This is a genomic window from Streptomyces sp. NPDC002698 (assembly GCF_042888945.1).
Taxonomy (GTDB): domain Bacteria; phylum Actinomycetota; class Actinomycetes; order Streptomycetales; family Streptomycetaceae; genus Streptomyces.
The window spans coordinates 415,062-430,886 of sequence record NZ_JBIAQM010000002.1 but is presented as its reverse complement, the minus strand read 5'-3'; the positions used below and the strand labels follow the sequence as shown (position 1 = coordinate 430,886).

Sequence of the window (15,825 nt, the reverse complement as noted above, 5' to 3'; positions counted from 1 at the left end):
TATCCCGGGAGGGCGCCGAGGGCGCCCTCCCTTTCGCATGCCCGCCCCGTCTTCCACGGCGGCGTGGGTTCGCGGCTGATACGGGAGCCGGCCGGACGAGTGCTGTCGGAAGCGTTGACTAGAAAGCGCTTACCGTTTACGTTCCCGTTCAGCAGCGTGACCCGTGTGTGACATCTCGTATACGAGACATCAGATCTCCGAGCCGCACCACCAGGGCAAGTCGTCGTATCCAGCTCGCTTCAGGTCCGTGAACGGCATGCCGCACACTCCGCGTTGTTCAGATACAGGTACGGCATCCGTGTACATGTCCAGAGTCGCCTCTGAAGGGACACACCCGTATGCGTACGCTCCCCCCACGCAAGCGTTCCCGCCCGGCCCTGCTGACGGCCGGGGCCGCCACCCTGGCGGTCGCCACGGCACTCGTACTGCCGCAGCCGGCCGGAGCCGCCGAGACCGCGCCGGTCGGCTTCGGTGCCGGGACCACCGGTGGCGGCGGCGCGACCGCCGTCACCGTCACGACACTCGCCGCCTTCAAGACCGCCGTCACCGGCGACGCGGCCAAGGTCGTGAAGGTCAGCGGCCTGATCCCGCTCAGCGGTCAGGTCGACATCGGCTCCAACACCACGGTCCTGGGCGTCGGTTCGGCGTCCGGGTTCACCGGCGGCGGACTGCGCCTGAAGAAGGTCACCAACGTCGTCGTCCGCAACCTGAACATCAGCAAGCCGGTCGCGCCCGCCGACGGGATCACCGTGCAGGCCTCGACGAAGGTGTGGATCGACCACAACGCCTTCTCGTCGGACCGCGACCACGGCAAGGACTACTACGACGGCCTGCTCGACATCACCCACGCCTCCGACTACGTCACCGTCTCCTGGAACACCTTCAAGGACCACTACAAGGGCTCGCTCGTCGGCCACAGCGACAGCAACACCAGTGAGGACACCGGGCACTTGCGGGTGACGTACCACCACAACTGGTTCAACAACGTCAACTCCCGCATCCCCAGCCTGCGTTTCGGCACCGGGCACGTCTACGACAACTACGTCGTCGGCGCCGACACCGCGGTGCACTCCCGCATGGGCGCCCAGATGCTCGTGGAGAACAACGTGTTCCGGAGCACGGCCGTCGCCGTCACCACGAACCGCGACAGCGACGTGGACGGCCACGCCAACCTCACCGGCAACGATCTCGGCGGAGCCGCGACCGAGATCTCGCAGGTCGGCACGTTCACGAAGCCGCCCTACAGCTACACCGCCGAGCCGGCCTCGACCGTCGTCGCCTCGGTGACGTCCGGCGCGGGCACCGGAAAGCTCTGACGAACCCCACCACCCCCACAGGAAGAAGGCATCCGGACATGACGTCATCAGCACGTCCGCGCGCCAGGCGGCGCACCCTCACCGGCACCCTCGCCGCGCTCGGCCTCTCGGCCGCCATGGTGATGGCCGACGGTGCTCTGACACCGGCGAGCGCCGCCACCTGGCCCACCGCGACGGGCAGTCAGGCCGTCTCCTCCACCATCTCGGTCTCCGGTACCAAGGACTACGGGATGAAGCGTCTCTACGGCACCGGTGACCTGGGCTCGGACAGCCAGGACGAGGACCAGGGGCCGATCCTGGAACTGGCGGCGGGCACCGTCCTGAAGAACGTCATCATCGGCGCGCCCGCCGCCGACGGCATCCACTGCCTGGGCAGTTGCACGCTCCAGAACGTCTGGTGGGAGGACGTCGGCGAGGACGCGGCGACGTTCCTCGGCTCCTCGTCGTCCAACGTCTACACCGTCAGCGGCGGCGGCGCGAAGGAGGCCAGTGACAAGGTGTTCCAGTTCAACGGCGCCGGAACGCTGAACGTGTCGAACTTCGCGGTGAAGACCTTCGGCACGTTCGTCCGATCCTGCGGCAACTGCAAGACGCAGTACAAGCGGACGATCAATCTCAACACCATCGAGGCGACCTACAAGGGAAGCAGGCTCGTCGGCATCAACACCAACTACGGCGACAGCGCGACCCTGAAGTCCATCAGGATCGTCGGGGACAGCAGCAAGAAGATCGTCCCCTGCCAGAAGTACACAGGCAACAACACCGGGGCGGAGCCGACCACGAACGGCAGCGGCCCCGACAGCACCTACTGCAAGTACGCGACGTCCGACATCACCTACGGCTGACGGCCGTCGCCCGGCGGCTGAACGGACCGGCCTCGTACGCCGGTTCGTTCAGCCGCGTCGACAACCCAGCGGGTCAGTACACCTGGAGCCCGGACGCCGCGTGTGCCGGCCCCATCCTGCGGACGTGCAGCACGCTGCCGTCCAGGGGCAGCGGTGTCCGGCCCACCAGGGTGAGGCCCGCGTCGGCGAAGAGCCGGGCGTAGTGGTCGGCGCGCCGTTCCCGGCCGCCGACGTTGCACATCATGTGCAGGTCCCAGGCCGTGGCCAGCGAGGCCGAGCCGTCGGCGGGCAGGACCCGTTCGACGACGAGCAGGTCGGCGCTCTCGTGCATCGCGCGGGCGCAGTGGCGCAGGATCTCGCGGCAGCGGTCGTCGTCCCAGTCGTGCAGGACGCGGGACAGGACGTAGACGTCGCCGCCCGCGGGTACGTCCGCGAAGTCGCCCGCCCGGAAGGTGCACCGCGCCGTGTGGCCGGCCGCGCCGAGGAGACGGCGGGCGGCCTCGACGGTGTGCGGGCGCTCCAGCAGGAGGCCGTGCAGGCGAGGGTGCGCGGAAAGGATCCGGCCGAGCAGTTCCCCGTTGCCGCCGGCGATGTCGACCACGGTGGCCCCGTCGGCCGCCGCCAGCAGGACCGGGTGGGCGGGCAGCGGGTCGAACATCCGTGAACCGGCGGCCATCGACCGGTCGAAGAGGCCGGCGAGTTCGGGATCGCGGGCGAAGTGGTCGAAGTGGTTCTCGCCGAAGCGCCGCTCGAAGGCGACCTGTCCGGTGCGCACGGTGTGATCGAGCCCGGCGAAGGACTCGTAGAACGGACCCCCGTACATCAGCGCCAGCGCCCGCATCGACCCCTCGGCGTCCGCGCGCAGCAGCCCGCCGGTGTCCGTGAGCCGGAAACCGTCGCGGTCCTCGCGCACCACGCCGAGCATGGTGAGGTAGCGCAGCAGGGTGGCCAGGTTCGGCTCGAGGGCGCCGACGGCCCGCGCCAGCTCCGCCACGCCGACGCCCCGCTCCTCGTCCATCGCCTCGGCGACCTCCAGCCGTGCGAACGCGGCCAGCGCCTGCGTCGTCCACGCCCCGGTCAGCAGGCGCAGCAGGGTCTCGGCGGGTTGACGCCCGCGCCATGCGTCGAGGTGGGCGGCGAGGACGTCGCGGTGGTCGCCGGGAACGTACAGCTCCACGCGCCGGTATCCGGCCTTGGCCTCGGCGGGCGCGCCGAAGTAGAACACCGTGCCGTTCTCGTGCGGGTTGTAGCCGCCGCCGTCGGAGGTGGCGCCGTACCGTCCGAAGGCCGCGCACAGCCCGCGCAGCACCAACGGGTCCGGTTCCCCGACCTCGAAGGCGACATGCGCCTCGTGCTGCCGCTCCCGTTCGTGCGCGGCGACCGTTTCGAGGTCCGATCCCGGCGGCACGGTCAGGGTGAACACCTCGACCATGCGCCGGACCCCGTCCAGGCACTCCACCGAGGGACGCAGAACGCCGACGTCGAGCTGCGCCGCGGACCGCTTGTGCCGTACGGCGAGACGCTCGCGCACGACGACGCTCGGCCGCGGCGGCGCGTCCACGACGAGCCCGCAGTCGGCCAGCGTGGCGTTCAGCGCCTCCTCGTCGGCCGGGAGGACGAGCAGTGCCGCATGCGAGAAGGCGCAGCGCTCCACCAGGCTCCGCAGCTCCGGGCCGTCGAGCCCGGGGAGCAGGAGCGGGAGCAGTGTGGCGGTGTCCTGTTGCTTGACGAAGTCGACCGTCGCGCGCAGGCGGGACGTTTCGCCCGACAATGCCGTGATCACTGTGGAGGGATCCTCATTCCGGGGTTCGGATGTACGCGTTCGGATGGACGAGGGGCGCGTCGGGGACATGGGCGGCTAGTGCCGCGTCAGCCAAGGTTCGCCCCGTCGCGACGCCCGGCACGCTCCCCCAAGCTCTCCGAGCAGGGGGCACCCCCACTCGCCGCACCGGCCGAAAGCCCAAGTACGTCCAGTACGAGGACTTCCGGCCGGCACGCCGAGAGCACGCACCGGACGCCGCTCCTCGAGGGGGCAAACCTTGACTGACACGGCACTAGAGGCCGACGTAGTGCTCGGCGAACCAGTCCTGGTGGCTGCGCGAGGTGCGCAGCGAGGTGAGGCGGGACCGGCGCAGGGAGTTGTGGAACAGTGACTCGCCGTCCGCGCCGGACGGGCCGTGCAGCAGCCCGATCATCCAGTGGGAGAACTCCTGCGCACGCCAGATGTGCGTCAGACACCGCGCCGAGTAGGCGTCGAGGCCCTCGGGGTTTTGGGCGGTGAGGTCGTCGATCAGGGCGCGGGCCAGGACCGACGCTCCGAGGACCGCGAGATTGGCGCCCTTCGCGGCGGACGGGCTGATCAGGGCGGCGGCGTCGCCCACGAGGAACAGCGCGCCGTGGCGCAGCGGTTCGAGCACGTCGGACTCCAGGCCGACGACGGAACGCTGTACGACGCGCCCGCGGCGCAGCGGGCCGAAGTCCCGCGCCCGCATCCGCAGCTCCAGCTCGTCCCAGATCCGCTCGTCGGACCAGGTGTCGGCCCGGGTGCCGCGCTCGCACTGCAGGTAGTAGCGGGTGACCTCGCTGGTGCGGGCCATGTGCCCGGCGAACCCGCGCTCGTGCACCGCGTATCCGACGGCGTCCAGACTGGGCGGTGCCTCGGCGAGCAGACCGAGCCAGGTCACGCCGTGATCGCGGTGGTGGCGGACCGTGCCGGCCGGCAGGGAACGCCGGGCCGCGCCGTGCCGGCCGTCGCAGCCGGCCACGTACCGCGCCCGCCACAGTCCGGGCCGTCCGTCGGCCTCGCGCACGGCCACCTCGGGCCGTTCGCCGTCGGCGCCGCGCACGGTCACGGCCTCGGTGCCGAAACGGATCTGTCCGCCGCGTTCCAGGAACCGCGCCAACAGGTCTGTCACCAGCTCCTGTTGGGGGTATACGGTGTGCCGCTCCCGCCGTCCGAGACCGCTGTAGTCAAGACGGAACCGGCCGTCCTCGGTACGGAACTCGCAGGTGCTGTGGAGCCGCCCGCGCCGGTGCAACCCCTCGGCGAGACCGTGCCGGTCCAGGATCCGTACGGCGCTGGCGGCCAGGAACCCGGCACGTGCCCGCGTCTGTACGTGCGCGCGCTCGGCCCGCTCCAGGACGACGCAGTCGATCCCGCGGTCCACGAGGATGTTGCCGAGCACGAGCCCGGCCGGACCGGCCCCGAGGACGAGCACATCGGTCGTACGGCCGGCCGGTCGCCGCTGACTGTTCCGGTCTGTCACGGAACCCGATACTAAGGAGCGTCAAATCTCCGCTCGTACCGAAATCACCTGAATGCCAGGCCCGAACGACAAAGAGATCACCGCTGGAGGCGGGCTCCGGGTCCTGCCGTCGCCAGGTGGGCCGTCAGCTCCAGGCGCTGTACGGGCCGTCGACGAGCTGGAACACCGGCTGCCGGCGCACCGGGTCCTGGGCGGTGGAGAGCTGGACCCGGTCGCCGCTGTGGATGGTGGCGGGCGCACCCATGACCCGGCCCCGGACCGTGAAGCCCTCCGCCATCTCGATCAGGGAGACGTTGCGGGCGGCCGGGGTGTTGCGGTGGATCACCGTGGAGTGGCGCACGACGCCCGTGCCCGCGCTCGCCTCCGTACGCAGGTCGCTGCCCGCGCACACGGGACAGAGAAGGCGGTTGTACATGGCGGTGGCGCACCAGTGGCACCGCTGGAAGAGCAGTACGTCCCCGGGGCGTTGCGCCGAAGCGGTGTCGAGGCGTTCCACGGATCCCGCGTCGAGCACGTCCGCCGAGGCGTTCAGGCCCGGGTGAAGGGCGATTCCTGGGTAATACACGATGTCATCTCCCTGCGCTCGGCCGGAATCTGATGTGCGCGGATCGCCGTGCACGACCACAGGTTATGGCACTGAGTGCCACCTCGTAAAGTACTCCGTACCTTCCAAATGAAACTCCGTACCTTCCGTGAAGAAGGGTGCGGGCGGCCGATCCGCGCTCAATTCCGCGCGAAGGCCGACTCGATCTCCTGGGTCACGCTCCAGGGAGCCGGTATCGAAGCCGAGGTGGTGGCACTCGGTGCCGGTGTTATCGCTCCTCGGAGTGCGGGGTTCCTGATGCGGCCGTTGTGTGCTCGCGGGTGAACTCCGCGTGCGGAGAGTGAAGTTGACAGTCCATAAGCAGTGATCGACTATGTGGTCGAGCCGTGGCCCGCCTGACCGAGGGCCCGGTGTTCTTCGGCCACTCGCTCCCGGGACGACCACGGGCGGCGTGCGCCGCCCGCCGTAGGCGCGCGACGGACGCCCGCCCCCGCCCCGCCGCGTCGTCGCCCCCGGACGACGCGGCGAGAAGAGCCTCGGCACTCGTTCCCGCACGAGTGCCGAGGCTCGCCGTCCTCCTGTCCGCGCCGCGGTCAGCGGTCGTTGCAGGCCGTCGAGAATATGTCGTCGCCCGCCAAGTGCCCGTTCCGATGGGCCTGCAGGGCGACGCTCACCAGGGTCAGCAGGAGATCGATGTCCGACTCGACTTCGAGATGGATGGTCACCCAGCGGGAACCGGGCACCACGCGGATCGCCGTCGAGGTCCTGAGCTGGTCCTCGAAGCGCCGGATGGCCCGGTCGGTGAGGTGCAGGTCGACGTCGTGTTCGGAATGGAAGTGGACGATCTCGCACTGCGCGGCGCACAGTGCGCGTCCCGTGCCGCAGCTCGGCAGGGACTCCGCGAGGTCCGGCCAGCCGGCCAGTCGCGTCATGGCTCTGGAGGCCAAGGTCATGCGCCCATCATGACGAGCACACTTCCCGGCCACCAGAACTTGGCGCGGATGTAATCCCTCTGCCGTCGAAGAATGTCCGGTTTTCGCCTGGTAATTGACGAGGGTCTGTCCTGGTCACGCCATCCAGAAGAAGACGGCGGTCATCCGTTTGTCCTCCATGGTGGTCCCGCAGTAGCCGGTGGCGCTGTGCATCAGGTTGGCGTTGTAGAGGAGCAGCCGGTTGTAGCGGTGCGGGACGCGGAGGTCCTCGGCGAAGGAGTCCGGCGGGACGAACCGCGTACCGAGGGCCTCGACCAGATTGTTGTGCGGTGCGACGACGACGTTGCCGCCGAGCCGGCCCCCGGGCAGGGACTGCCGGAAGAAGGCCGTTCCGCAGTCCTTGGGGACGTTCGGGTTCAGATAGAGCACCGCCGCGTAACGGCACAGGGCGCGGGAATCCGTGTGCGGGCGGGGCTCGCCCTCGTCCTTGCCGACGACCTGGACGCAGTTGTGGTTGAGCGTGGCGCCCGACGGGGTCGACTGCTGCCACAGTTCCCGGGCGCCGGTGGCCTTCCTCACCAGCCGCTCCACGCACGCCAGTTCGTCCCGCTCCAGCCCCGGCATCGTCCGCAGGCCCGGCCAGCTCTCCGAGGTGTACGGATGGCCCTCGGCCCAGTCGTTCCTCGCGACGCACCGGGCTCGTACGGCATCCGGGTCGGGCAGCACGTCGTCGAAGACCCAGTAGTCCCGGTCGCGCGTGGGCTTCCGGTACGGCAGGACCGGCAACGCCGGTGGCATGGGAGGTTGTGGGGGCATGCGGCCGACCCTATGGACGCGTCCGTCAGCGATCTCCAGGGAACCGGTCAACCTTCCGCCAACTCGGTTCATGGATTGGCCAAGACCGGCAGCCCGGCGTCCGCGCGAGGAAGCGTGCGCGCCCCGCGACGTCAACGGCGTCCGAGGGCAACCGAGTTCACCCGTCCACGGCGAGGGCGACCCGCCGGTGATCACCGAGGAGCGGGGGCGGTGAACGTCCCGGCCCGCGTCCGCGTATCACTGCACAGGGACGGCGGGAGACCGCGTGGACGGAAGGAGAGCAGTGTGCCGACACGGCCCGAACGCGGGAGGTCCACCGGGCGCTCCGTGATCGAACCCACGCACGTCGAGCGCAGCCGCCGCTCCGAGTCCCTGGCGGAGCTGCTCCGGCAGGTGCGCGAGAAGGAGGGGATGACCGACGCGGACGACGACTTCGGTCCCGTCTCCGAGCCGGCACCCCCCGTACGGCTCCTGCCCGTCCTGGTGGAGGAGGACGAGACCGAGGAGCTTCCCCCGGTCCCGGGAGGCGAGGACTACACGGCCGACACCCCGCCGGTGTACGCGGCCGGCCCGGCCGAGGGGACACCCCCCGGAGGCGGACGCCCGCACGAGAAGAGGGCCAAAGGCGCCCACGGCCCGGCCCGTGGCGCGGGTCTGCGCCGGGCCGCGATCACGCTCGCCATCACGGCGGCGGGCCTGACCGGCTTCGCCCTCGCCCTCCTGGTGCCGGGCGGGGCCCCGGGTGACGCGTCCGGGGCGGCAGGAGAACACTCCTCGACCGCACCGGCCGACCGGGCGGCGGACGGTGCCTCCGATCCGGACGGCGCCGGCACGCTCCGGGAGGGCGACAGCGGCCCCGAGGTGACCGCTCTTCAGCAACGCCTGCTCCGTATCCCGAACGTGTACGACCACGGCAGCACCAGCGGCACCTACGACGCCGCGCTCACGGCCGCCGTCGCCCGCTTCCAGCTCTGGTACGGAATCCGGGGCGACGAGTCCGGCGTCTACGGCAACGACACCCGGGCCGACCTGGAATCCAGGACGGCGGCCCCCTGAGACGGCCGGGGCGGGGCCGCGCGGTGACGCTCGCTCCCTCCGCCCCGGCCCCCTACACCCGCCGTTCCCGGGCACGGCCGACAGCCGTACCGCAGGCAGCCGTCCCGCCGGAGGCAGTCCCGACGACCGCCGGTCCGACGACGAGGTCGGCGCGGTCCCGGGTCGCGGCGACCAGCTCGGCGTTGCGCTGATCCGTTCCGAGCACCCACGCCACCGCCGTGTCGTGGTCCTTCCCGAACTCCTCGTGGCGCGCGACCAGCCGCCGGATCCGGTCGGCCTCGTCGAGCTCGCAGAACCACACCTCGTCCAGCTGCGCCCGGGCCCGCGCCCACGCGTCCTCGCGCAGCAGCAGGTAGTTCCCCTCGGTGACGATCAGACGCGCGGCCCGGGGAACCGCGAGGGCTCCCGCCAGGGGCTGTTCGAGGACCCGCTCGAAACCGGGCGCGTAGACGAGCTCCTCCTCGTCCTCGCGCAGCCTGCGCAGCAGCGCCGCGTACCCCGCCGCGTCGAACGTGTCCGGAGCCCCCTTCCGGTCCCGGCGCCCCAGCCGGTCCAGCTCGGCGTCCGCGAGATGGAACCCGTCCATCGGCACGTGCGCGACACGGAAGGCCCCGACCTCGTCGAGCCGCCCGACCAGTCGCTCGGCGAGCGTCGTCTTGCCCGCCCCGGGACTGCCGGCGATCCCGAGAAGGGCGCGCCGGCCGGGCCGTACGAGCGCGGCGGCCCGTTCCACCAGGTCGTCGAAGGACGGACTCACCTCGGTCATACGAGCCCCGGCAAGGGCGCGGGGGCAGCGGTCTCCATGCCCTCCAGTATCGGCGACGCGGGGCGCGGGGGAAGTCCCGTACCGGACGGGCCGACCGCCGGGAAGGGCCGGCAACGGCGGCGACGGTTCCTGAGCCAGGGCGGTGATGTGGCGCTCGCCACCCGGTGGAGACGGTTCCCGGGGGCAGACTCCCCGTATGACTGAGCTCGGCCTGCCGAAACAGATCCTGGCCTGCCTCTTCGACCTCGACGGGGTCATCACCAGAACCGCGGTGGTCCACGCGGCCGCCTGGAAGCGGACGTTCGACGACTTCCTGCGAGAACGCGACGGCGACGGATTCCGTCCCTTCGACGACGCCGACTACGCCGCGTACGTGGACGGCCTGCCCCGAGCCGACGGCGTACGGTCCTTCCTCGCCTCACGCGGCATCGAACTCCCCGACGGAACCCCCGACGACCCGCCGGACCGGACCACCGTCCACGGACTCGGCAACCGCAAGAACGACCTGCTTCTCGACATGATCCGCAACGACGGGGTCGAGGCCTACGACGGCACGCTGCGCTACATCGAAGCGGTCCGGGCGCACGGCCTGCGGACCGCGGTCGTCTCCTCCAGCGCCAACTGCCGGGACGTCCTGCGCTCGGTGGGGGCGGAGGACCTCTTCGACGTACGCGTCGACGGCGTCGTCGCCGCCGAGCGGCACCTGCCGGGCAAGCCGCGCCCCGACACCTTCCTGGCCGCGGCGAAGGACCTCGGCGTCGAGCCGTCCGAGGCGGCCGTCTTCGAGGACGCGCTCGCCGGCATGGACGCGGGCCGCTCGGGCCACTTCGGGTACGTCGTCGGCGTGGACCGCGTGGGCCAGAGCGCCGCCCTGCGCGCCCACGGCGCCGACATCGTCGTACAGGATCTCGACGAACTGGGGGAACGCGCGTGATCACTCATTCCTCGTACGGAGTCGAACCCTGGAGCCTGCGCGAGAGCGAGCTGCACCTCGGTCTGCTGCCGCAGAGCGAGTCCGTGTTCGCCCTCGCCAACGGCCACATCGGCTGGCGCGGCAACCTCGACGAGGGCGAGCCCCACGGTCTGCCCGGCTCCTACCTGGGCGGAGTCCACGAGACGCACCCGCTGCCCTACGCGGAGGCGGGCTACGGCTATCCGGAGTCCGGGCAGACCGTCATCAACGTCACCAACGGCAAACTCGTCCGGCTGCTCGTCGACGACGAGCCGTTCGACCTGCGTTACGGACGGCTGCGCTCCCACGAGCGCGTCCTCGACCTGCGCACCGGGCTGCTCACCCGCACCTGCGAGTGGACCTCACCGGCCGGCTCCACGGTCCGGGTGCGCTCCACCCGGCTCGTCTCCTTCACCCAGCGGGCGATCGCGGCCGTCGCCTACGAGGTGGAGGCCGTCGACAGCCGGATCAGAGTGGTCGTCCAGTCGGAGCTGGTCGCCAACGAGCAACTGCCCGGCCGCGACGGCGATCCGCGGGCGGCGATCGCCCTTCAGTCGCCGCTGGAGCCGGAGGAACACTTCGCGGCGGGAGGCCGGCTGCGGCTCGTGCACCGCACCCGGCACAGCGCCCTGCGGGTCGCGGCGGCCGCGGACCACGCGGTCAGCGGCCCCGACAGGACCAGCCTGAGCGGCGAGAGCAGCGACGACCTCGCCCGCCTCACCGTCACCTCCGTGCTGGAGCCGGGCCACACCCTGCGCCTGGAGAAGGTCGTCTCCTACGGCTGGTCCGCCAACCGCTCCCTGCCCGCCCTGCGCGACCAGGTCGACGCGGCCCTCGCCGCCGCCCGGCACAGCGGCTGGCGCCGGCTCGTCGACGAACAGCGCGCCTACCTCGACGACTTCTGGGCCCGCGCCGACGTCGAGGTGGACGGCGACGAGGAGATCCAGCAGGCCGTCCGCTTCGCCCTCTTCCACGTGCTCCAGGCGGGCGCCCGCGCCGAACAGCGCGCCATCCCCGCCAAGGGCCTGACCGGCTCCGGCTACGACGGCCACGCCTTCTGGGACACCGAGACCTTCGTCCTGCCGCTGCTCACCTACACCGCCCCGGGCGCCGTCGCCGAGGCGCTGCGCTGGCGCCAGAACACCCTCCCGGCGGCGCGTGAACGGGCCGCCCAACTCGGCCTGCGGGGAGCCGCGTTCCCGTGGCGGACCATAGCGGGATCGGAGGGCTCGGCGTACTGGCCGGCCGGCACCGCCGCGTTCCACGTGAACGCCGACATCGCCGACGCCGCCGTCCGCTACACCGCCGCCACGGGCGACACGCGTTTCGAACGCGACACCGGCGTCGAGCTGCTGACCGAGACGGCGCGGCTGTGGCGCTCCCTGGGACACCACGACCACCAGGGGAGGTTCCACATCGACGGGGTGACGGGGCCCGACGAGTACAGCGCCGTCGCCGACGACAACACGTACACCAACCTGATGGCCCGCGCGAACCTGCTGGCCGCCGCCGACGCCGTCGAGCGGTACCCCCGGCGGGCGGCGGAGCTCGGCGTCGACGAGGAGGAGAGCGCGGCCTGGCGCGACGCGGCCGACGCGATGCACATCCCCTACAACGACGAACTCGGGGTCCACGAGCAGCACGCCGGATTCACCCGCTACCAGCGCTGGGACTTCACCTCCACGCGCCCCGACCAGTACCCGCTGATGCTGCACTTCCCCTATTTCGACATCTACCGCAAGCAGGTCGTCAAGCAGGCCGACCTGGTGCTCGCCCTCTACAAGTGCAGCCCGTTCTTCGACGAGGAGCACAAGGCCCGCAACTTCGCCTACTACGAACCCCTCACCGTCCGCGACTCCTCCCTGTCGGCCTGCTGCCAGGCCGTGATCGCCGCCGAGACCGGTCATCCGGGCCTCGCCTACGACTATCTGGTCGAGGCCGCGCTGATGGATCTTCAGGACCTGGAGCACAACACCCGGGACGGTCTGCACATCGCCTCGCTCGCCGGGACCTGGACGGCTCTGGTCGCCGGTTTCGGCGGGCTGCGCCACCACGGGGACACCCTGGAGTTCGCACCCCGGCTGCCGGAACGGCTCAGCCGCCTCGCCTTCTCCCTCCAGGTCCTCGGACACCGGCTGCGCGTGGAGATCGGGCAGGACGTCGCCACCTACACGCTCGCGTCCGGCGGCCCGCTGGAGATCCGCCACCACAGCGAGACCCTCACCGTCGACGCCGACAAGCCCCGCAGCCTGCCCATCCCGGCGCCGAGGCTGCGCCCCGCCCCCGACCAGCCGCGGCACCGGCGGCCGAACTCCCGGGGGTGAGGCGCGGCGCGGGCCCTCGGCGGGTCAGTCGCGGCGGACGGAGGGCGCGATGTCCTCGTGCCGCTCCATGGGCGCCACGCCGGGTGCGGCGGCCCGTGCGGCGGCCCTGGTCGTGGGCTTGCCGCAGAACGCGGGCTCCAGGGCGCGGTACATGGTGTTGAGCACGGTGGTGTTGTTGGAGGTGTTGGCCAGGGCGGTGAGGCTGCGCCTGCCGTCCTTCGTGGTGAAGGCGTACGTGTAGTAGCCCTGCACGGTGCCGGTGTGCCCGTAGACCGAGATCCCGCACGACAGCTCGCGGCGGCGCAGGCCGAGGCCGTAGGACGTGGTGCTGTTGACCCGCGTCCACTTCGTCATCTGGGTGAGCTGGGCGGCGGAGGTGAGCTTGCCGCGCAGCAGCGCGGAGAAGAAGACGTCCAGGTCGTGCGGCGTGGAGATGACGGCGCCCGCGCTCTGCGCCCAGGACGCCGTCTGCTTGGTGGAGTTCACCAGCGCCGCCCCGGCCGTGTCGGGCGTGAGGTAGCCGTTGGCGTGGCGGCCCGGGATCGCGGTGTCGGGGTGGACGTAGAAGGTGCCGGTCAGGTTCAGCGGGGTGAAGATGCGCTTCTGGTACTCGGCGGCGACGGTGTGCCCGGTCAGCTTCTCGATCAGCATGCCCGCGACGACGAAGTTGGTGTTCGAGTACGAGTAGGCGGCCCCCGGCGCGTTGGTGCGGGGTTTCGCCAGCGACAGCTTCACCAGGTCGCGGTAGCCGAACACCTTGTTGCGGACCGCTTCGAAGCCGGAGACGGACCGGGCGAACATGTCGTTGGTGTAGTCGTACAGACCGCTGCGGTGGCTCAGCACGTGCCGCACGGTGATCCTGTCGTCGGGCAGCAGGCCCGGCAGATAGGTGTCGACCGGCTGGTCGAGCTTCAGTCTGCCCTCGTCGACGAGCTGGAGCAGCACCACGGCGGAGAAGGACTTGGTGACGCTGCCGACGCGGAACCGGTCGTTCGTGCTGATGGTCCGTCCGGTGGCCCGGTCGTCGACCCCCTCGACCAGCCGGTGCACCGTGCCGTTGTCGTCGATTCTGGCCATCGCGCCCGGTGCCCCCTGCGAGCGTGCCGTCCGCAGGATCGTCCGCAGGCCCGCCTCGTCGGGCGCCGCGGCGGCGGCCACCGCGGTCCGTTCGCCGCCGGAGCGGTGCGTTCCCGCCGGCGCCACGGCCTGGGCCGGGGCCGCCAGCAGGGATGCCACGACCGCGCCCAGCGCCGTCCCCGTAACCGCCGTTGCTGAGACCATCTGCTTCTCCCGAGTGCCATCTGCCGGTCCGACGTCCCGGCCCGGACCGCGCCGCGGACGCGGGCGACGGCACCATCTGTACGCGCTGACGGGGCACGCGGGTTGCAACGCCATGGGGATGCAGCGGAAACGGGGCGGCGGAATCGGCGAATTGGCGGAAAGCGGCGTGCCGGGCCCGCCCGGTCCGTACGGCGGACGGGAAGTGCCGGACGAGCCCGGGAGCGGGCTGACGCCGGTTCAGCCGCCGAAGAGCTGGGTCCAGTACGTGCCCGCCCTGCCGCCGCCGGCCAGGCCGATGCCTATGTGGGTGAAGTCCCGCTTGAGGATGTTGGCGCGATGGCCGGGACTGTCCATCCAGCCCCGGACCACCTCGGCGGGGGAGCGCTGTCCGCAGGCGATGTTCTCGCCGATGGCGCGGTGGGCGGAGCCCGCCGCGGCGGCGCGGTCCCACGGCCTGCTCCCCTCGGGGGAGGTGTGCGCGTAGAAGTCGCGGGCCACCATGTCGGCGCTGTGGGCCTGGGCCGCGGCGGTGAGCGTCGCGTCGGCGGCGAGGGGCGGCAGCCCGGCCGAGGCCCTTTCGGTGTTGGTGAGCGCGATGACCTCGCGTGTCGTCCGGTCCAGGCCCGCCGGGCTGAACGGCCGGGCCCACAGCGCCGTCCAGTACAGGTCACCCGTGCGGGCGTCGGGGACGCGGGCCAGTCCCGCCTGGTCGAAGGCGGGATCGCACAGCGTGCGCCGTGACGGCTCGGTGGAGAGGCAGTACTCGACGAATTCGTGCGGGGTGCGCGGGCCGGAGACCAGATGCTCGCCGATGGTCAGGTACGGGTAGCCGGCCGCGATGACGCGCTGGTAGACGGAGACGCCGTCAGGGCCCTCCGAGGCGAGCGTGCCGCGGGCCGCCATGGCGGCGGCGTGGCCGCGCGCGGCGGCGGTCAGCCGGGGGTCGAGGCGGACGGGCGGGGAGCCGGCGGCGGCACGCGCGGAGTTCACCGGTCCCAGGAATCCGTCGGGGTCGGGGCCGCCTCCGGGCGCCCCCGGCGATCCGCCCCGGGCGGCCGCGTCCGGCCGCCGGGTGTTCGGCGCGGAGCCCCGCGCGAAGGCCGGCCCCGGACTCGGCACCCTCGGCGCCCTCATGGGCCGACCATCGCGCACCCCGTGGGGCGCGGTGTTCGCCGCCGCGCCGCCCGACGGCGCGCTGTCCTCGGTGACATCGACCCCGAAATCCCGCGCGACGCCCGCCAGTCCGTCGGCGTACCCCTGCCCGAGGGCACGGAGTTTCCAGGCCGTACCGCGCCGGTACAGCTCGGCGAGCAGCAGCACGGTCTCCCGCTCCGGCCGGGGCGGGGTGAACCGGGCGAGGACGCGGCCGTCCGCCGAGGTGACCTGAATCGTGGGGGAGGGCAGCCGTCCCAGGGGAGTCGTGAGGTCGGTGGGGCTGACGACGACGGTGACGCGGGACGCTCCGGTCCTCAGCCGCGGCGGATCGACTGTGAGCCGGCCGCCGTCGAGACGGACTCCGGGTGCGCCGGGCTGGTTGTAGAACACGAAGTCGCCGTCGCCGCGCACCTTGCCGCTGTCGTCGGTGATGAGCGCGGACACGTCGAAGGGGCCGGGGACCCTGAAGGTCAGGGTCCCGTCCGGCAGGGGCGTGTTGCCCCCGGGAACCAGCTCGCTCATGCCGCCGCCCGTCGAGGTCGTGATCCGTGCCCCCCGCGCCGGCGATGCGG

The 15,825-nt window shown here is 71.7% G+C and carries 13 protein-coding genes; 5 read left to right on the top strand and 8 right to left on the bottom strand.

The features are described 5' to 3' along the window. The first annotated feature begins 338 nt into the window (after positions 1-338). Together ACFYW9_RS04285 and ACFYW9_RS04280 are read left to right on the top strand one after the other, a co-directional pair. Positions 339-1,316 (top strand): polysaccharide lyase family 1 protein, encoded by a 978-nt coding sequence (locus tag ACFYW9_RS04285; RefSeq protein ID WP_389144505.1) that lies wholly within the window; start codon positions 339-341, stop codon positions 1,314-1,316. A 38-nt stretch (positions 1,317-1,354) separates the two neighbouring features. Beyond that, positions 1,355-2,161 carry a pectate lyase gene (locus tag ACFYW9_RS04280; RefSeq protein WP_389144502.1) on the top strand — a complete coding sequence of 269 codons (807 nt, stop codon included), beginning with the start codon at positions 1,355-1,357 and terminating at the stop codon, positions 2,159-2,161. A gap of 73 nt (positions 2,162-2,234) precedes the next feature. Here ACFYW9_RS04280 and ACFYW9_RS04275 read toward each other — a convergent pair whose 3' ends face one another. The 5 genes from ACFYW9_RS04275 to ACFYW9_RS04255 form a co-directional block, all read right to left on the bottom strand. Further along, entirely contained in the window at positions 2,235-3,944 is a 1,710-nt protein-coding gene (locus ACFYW9_RS04275) for a methyltransferase (protein ID WP_389144499.1), read from the bottom strand. Between the two features lie 271 nt (positions 3,945-4,215). Next, positions 4,216-5,379: a 4-hydroxybenzoate 3-monooxygenase gene (locus tag ACFYW9_RS04270; RefSeq protein WP_389144802.1), complete on the bottom strand. Its 1,164-nt coding sequence runs from the start codon at positions 5,377-5,379 to the stop codon at positions 4,216-4,218. A gap of 172 nt (positions 5,380-5,551) precedes the next feature. After that, positions 5,552-5,923: an OB-fold domain-containing protein gene (locus ACFYW9_RS04265; protein WP_351861045.1), complete on the bottom strand. Its 372-nt coding sequence runs from the start codon at positions 5,921-5,923 to the stop codon at positions 5,552-5,554. 641 nt (positions 5,924-6,564) lie between these two features. Continuing rightward, a complete protein-coding gene (locus tag ACFYW9_RS04260) occupies positions 6,565-6,924 on the bottom strand; it encodes a luciferase family protein (protein WP_389144496.1) in 360 nt (119 codons plus the stop codon). A 114-nt stretch (positions 6,925-7,038) separates the two neighbouring features. After that, positions 7,039-7,719, bottom strand: a complete 681-nt coding sequence (locus ACFYW9_RS04255) for a DUF6445 family protein (protein ID WP_389144493.1) — start codon at positions 7,717-7,719, stop codon at positions 7,039-7,041. A gap of 285 nt (positions 7,720-8,004) precedes the next feature. Between ACFYW9_RS04255 and ACFYW9_RS04250 the strand changes: the two genes are divergently transcribed. After that, positions 8,005-8,775, top strand: a complete 771-nt coding sequence (locus tag ACFYW9_RS04250; RefSeq protein WP_389144490.1) for a peptidoglycan-binding protein — start codon at positions 8,005-8,007, stop codon at positions 8,773-8,775. 52 nt (positions 8,776-8,827) lie between these two features. On the opposite strand, the gene ACFYW9_RS04245 is transcribed toward ACFYW9_RS04250, so the two are convergent. Then, the gene (locus tag ACFYW9_RS04245; RefSeq protein ID WP_389144798.1) at positions 8,828-9,532 is read right to left on the bottom strand and encodes a nucleoside/nucleotide kinase family protein; all 705 of its coding nucleotides are present in this window, start codon (positions 9,530-9,532) and stop codon (positions 8,828-8,830) included. 205 nt (positions 9,533-9,737) lie between these two features. Between ACFYW9_RS04245 and ACFYW9_RS04240 the strand changes: the two genes are divergently transcribed. Beyond that, entirely contained in the window at positions 9,738-10,475 is a 738-nt protein-coding gene (locus ACFYW9_RS04240; protein WP_389144487.1) for a beta-phosphoglucomutase family hydrolase, read from the top strand. Next, positions 10,472-12,817 carry a glycoside hydrolase family 65 protein gene (locus ACFYW9_RS04235; RefSeq protein WP_389144484.1) on the top strand — a complete coding sequence of 782 codons (2,346 nt, stop codon included), beginning with the start codon at positions 10,472-10,474 and terminating at the stop codon, positions 12,815-12,817. Before ACFYW9_RS04240 ends, ACFYW9_RS04235 begins: the two co-directional genes overlap by 4 nt. A 24-nt stretch (positions 12,818-12,841) precedes the next feature. On the opposite strand, the gene ACFYW9_RS04230 is transcribed toward ACFYW9_RS04235, so the two are convergent. Further along, a complete protein-coding gene (locus ACFYW9_RS04230) occupies positions 12,842-14,098 on the bottom strand; it encodes a serine hydrolase domain-containing protein (protein ID WP_389144481.1) in 1,257 nt (418 codons plus the stop codon). A gap of 237 nt (positions 14,099-14,335) precedes the next feature. Next, complete coding sequence (locus ACFYW9_RS04225) at positions 14,336-15,775, bottom strand: CAP domain-containing protein (RefSeq protein ID WP_389144478.1); 1,440 nt, start codon at positions 15,773-15,775, stop codon at positions 14,336-14,338. Positions 15,776-15,825 lie beyond the last annotated feature (50 nt).

Excerpts from the sequence above, each read along its gene's own strand:
- ACFYW9_RS04240 (WP_389144487.1), top strand. The coding sequence starts at position 9,738 with ATGACTGAGCTCGGCCTGCCGAAACAGATCCTGGCCTGCCTCTTCGAC.
- ACFYW9_RS04230 (WP_389144481.1), bottom strand. The coding sequence starts at position 14,098 with ATGGTCTCAGCAACGGCGGTTACGGGGACGGCGCTGGGCGCGGTCGTG.
- ACFYW9_RS04255 (WP_389144493.1), bottom strand. The coding sequence starts at position 7,719 with ATGCCCCCACAACCTCCCATGCCACCGGCGTTGCCGGTCCTGCCGTAC.
- ACFYW9_RS04280 (WP_389144502.1), top strand. The coding sequence starts at position 1,355 with ATGACGTCATCAGCACGTCCGCGCGCCAGGCGGCGCACCCTCACCGGC.
- ACFYW9_RS04285 (WP_389144505.1), top strand. The coding sequence starts at position 339 with ATGCGTACGCTCCCCCCACGCAAGCGTTCCCGCCCGGCCCTGCTGACG.
- ACFYW9_RS04260 (WP_389144496.1), bottom strand. The coding sequence starts at position 6,924 with ATGACCTTGGCCTCCAGAGCCATGACGCGACTGGCCGGCTGGCCGGAC.
- ACFYW9_RS04225 (WP_389144478.1), bottom strand. The coding sequence starts at position 15,775 with ATGAGCGAGCTGGTTCCCGGGGGCAACACGCCCCTGCCGGACGGGACC.